Source organism: Pseudomonadota bacterium (assembly GCA_039815145.1).
In the GTDB taxonomy this organism is placed as follows: Bacteria; Pseudomonadota; Gammaproteobacteria; order Steroidobacterales; family JBCBZW01; genus JBCBZW01.
The window spans coordinates 1-2,992 of the sequence record JBCBZW010000266.1; the positions used below are offsets into that span (position 1 = coordinate 1).

3 protein-coding genes are annotated in these 2,992 nt (G+C 68.8%); 1 reads left to right on the forward strand and 2 read right to left on the reverse strand.

All coding sequences use genetic code 11. From position 1 onward, the window contains the following. A partial coding sequence (locus AAF184_25570; GenBank protein MEO0425725.1) for an Ig-like domain-containing protein occupies positions 1-253 on the forward strand: 253 nt, incomplete at its 5' end. A gap of 22 nt (positions 254-275) precedes the next feature. On the opposite strand, the gene AAF184_25575 is transcribed toward AAF184_25570, so the two are convergent. Together AAF184_25575 and AAF184_25580 are read right to left on the reverse strand one after the other, a co-directional pair. Then, positions 276-1,928 (reverse strand): AMP-binding protein, encoded by a 1,653-nt coding sequence (locus tag AAF184_25575; protein ID MEO0425726.1) that lies wholly within the window; start codon positions 1,926-1,928, stop codon positions 276-278. A gap of 78 nt (positions 1,929-2,006) precedes the next feature. Continuing rightward, entirely contained in the window at positions 2,007-2,672 is a 666-nt protein-coding gene (locus AAF184_25580) for a hypothetical protein (protein MEO0425727.1), read from the reverse strand. Positions 2,673-2,992 lie beyond the last annotated feature (320 nt).

The following is a 2,992-nucleotide window of genomic DNA, read 5'->3' on the forward strand; positions in this document are numbered from 1 at the left end:
CGAGGTGATCGTGACCGTGCAGGACACGAGCGGCACGCCGATCCCGAACGCCACCGTTACGGTGCGCGCCTTCGGCGGCATCGTGCAGACCTTGCGCGGCACGACGGACGCCAACGGCACAGTGGTGCTGAGCAGCCTGCGTGCCGCGCTGCCGCCTTTCACCTACACGGTGTGCGTCTTCAACGTGGTAAGCGACCTGCCTTACGACCCTCGGTCGAACGCCGAGACCTGCGACACGGGCAGTACGCCATGAGCGAGGTTGACTGACATAGGCCTTAGCCAGTGTCCGCCCACTCCTTGGCCTTGAGCTCCTTGCGCTTGATCTTGCCGCTGATCGTCTTCGGCAGCTCGCTGACGAATTCGATCTTGCGCGGGTACTTGTAAGGCGCCGTGGCGCTCTTCACGTGTTTCTGAAGCGTCTGCACCAACGCGTCGCTCGCTTCGTGCCCAGGCGCCAGCACCACGAAGGCCTTTACCACCTCGCCGCGCGTGGGGTCGGGGCTCGCCACCACGGCTGACTCGGCCACCGCCGGGTGCTCGAAGAGCACGCTCTCCACCTCGAAGGGGCCGATACGGTAGCCCGAGGAGAGGATGACGTCGTCGGCGCGGCCCACGAACCAGAAGTAGCCGTCGTCGTCGCGCACGGCGCGGTCGCCGGTGAGGTACCAAGCGCCGCGCCGGGTGCTCGCCGTGCGCGCCTCATCGTCCTGATAGCCGAGGAACATCCCTTGAGGTTTGGCATCGGGGTGCAGGTTGACGGCGATGTCGCCTTCCGTGCCTGACGGGAGGATCGCGCCGGCCTCGTCGATCACCTGGAGGTCGACGCCGGGGGCGGCCACGCCCATGGACCCCTGGCGGATGGGCACGCCGGGGAAGTTGGCGCACAGGAGGATCGTCTCCGTCTGGCCGTAGCCTTCGTAGATGTCGAGGCCCGTCTGCTGTTTCCACAGGGCGATCACCTCGGCGTTGAGGGGCTCGCCCGCGCTCACGCAGTGGCGCAGAGAATGGAAGTCATCCGCGGCGAGCTGGCCGGAGCGCACGAAGAGGCGGTAGATCGTGGGCGGGGCGCAGAGCGTGGTGATGGGGCGCTCGGCGAGGGTAGCCAGGATTTGCTCGCCGTCGAAGGCGTCGGCGTGCAGGGCGAACACGCCGGCGCCGGCCAGCCAGGGGGCGAAGAGGCTGCTCCAGGCCGCCTTGGCCCAGCCTGTGTCCGAGAGGTTCCAGATCAGCGATCCGGGCGTGGCTTGCAGCCAGTGTTGCCCCGTCGCCTGATGGCCGAGGGGGTAGTCGTGACGGTGAACGGTGAGCTTAGGTTGACCGGTGGTGCCAGAGGTGAAGTAGCACAGGGCCGGGGCATCGGCTGGGGTGTCGGCCGCGCTGGGGGCGGGCGTCGCCTCGGCGCGTAGCGCTTCGTAGGCCTGCCAGCCTGCGGCGAGTTCGGCCGACAGGCTCACGCGGGCACCCTGCCAGGCGACCTGTTCGAGGGCCGCATCCACCTCGGGCGCGACGGCGGCGTTGGTGATCACCGCACGCGCCTTGGCCGCCTGCAAGCGGTAGGCGATGTCCTTCGCCTTGAGTTGGATCGTGCCGGGGGAGACCACCACACCGAGCTGCAGGCAGCCGAGCATCAACTCCCACCAGCGCTGCTCGCGCGAGAGGATGAGGAGCACGGCGTCGCCGCGGGTGAGGCCGAGGGTGGCGAGCACGCTCGCGGCGCGGGCGGCGTCGTCGCGCAGTTCGGCGAAGGTGCGGATCACCGCGTTACCGTCTCCGTCCACCCAGTGCAGGGCGACGGCGTCGGGTTGCGTGCTGGCCCAGTGCGCGATCGTGTCGCCGACGAAGTTGTAGTGCGCCGGTCGTTCCCATCGAAACTGCGCGCACACCTGGTCGTAGGCGAGGTGCCCCTCTGGCGGCGGTGCCTGGCTCACGGCTCGTCCCTTGGCTGCTGCGGATGGCCGCAGTCTACCGCGGTGGTGAGCTCTCAGCCGACCGCGGGCCGGCGCGCGTTAGTGCCGTTGGCGATAGCGGGGGTTGGAGGCCCGGGCGGCGCTGGTGCGGTACACGCGCTGGCGGCTTCCGGAGGCCCGGGCGGCAACGGCGGCCGCGAGGCTTTGCGAGCTGGCGCCGGCGCGGGACACGGTGAGGGCGCGGGCGTTGGCGGCGGATGGGCCAGCCTCATCGAAGCGCCATTGCTGCGGGTTCGTTGGCCGCCGTGCGGCAGCTGCCCACGGGGCTTGCGCGCCGCTGCCAGATGGCTGCGCGCGACTGCTCGGGAGCGGGCGCGCCGCGAAGGTGCGGGTGGACGCGCTCCTCGGCACGATCCGGAAGCCCGGCGGGATGGCCGGGTACGGGTAGCGGGACTGCCCGGGCACCAAGGGGAAGAGATCCGACAAACCCGAACCCACGGAGTACCAACCGGTATCGCCCCAGAAGTAAAGCGAGGAGAAACGTGGGCCTTCGGGGTAGGGGTAGTAGTACGTGCTGCAGGGGCGTGGAAAGGTGCCCGAGGCGACGGCTTGACGAGGATCCTCGTGGTCGTTGCACGCGGGCGGATCGACCTGCGAGTCGTCGTCTGCTAGCAGCGCTTGCGCGTGCAGCGGCGAGACGCCGAGTGGGCTCACGACGAGGAGTGCTACCAGGACGCGGGCGAGGGTGGATGCTCGTGTTGCCATGGAATCACCTGCTTGCGAGCCATCGTGGTGGCTGCACTGACGTGAGTTTCGCGAAGTAAATGGTGTGCGCGGTGGAGGCGCCTGCCGGGTACTCACCGCGTCGATCTGCCCAGACTATACCGTCCCCTACGACGCTTAGGACCACCGTTAGTTCTGGGGCACCGCCCTCGCGTCCGGCACCTCGCCTGAGCGAACCGGAATTCCTCGTCGCCGACCGAAGCCAGATCTGCTAGCGTCCGCTCATTCGATCCCTACGGCGTAACGACATGAACGTGCTCTTTTTCTCCCCCGGCTTCCCCGACGAGATGGGTCGCTTCGCC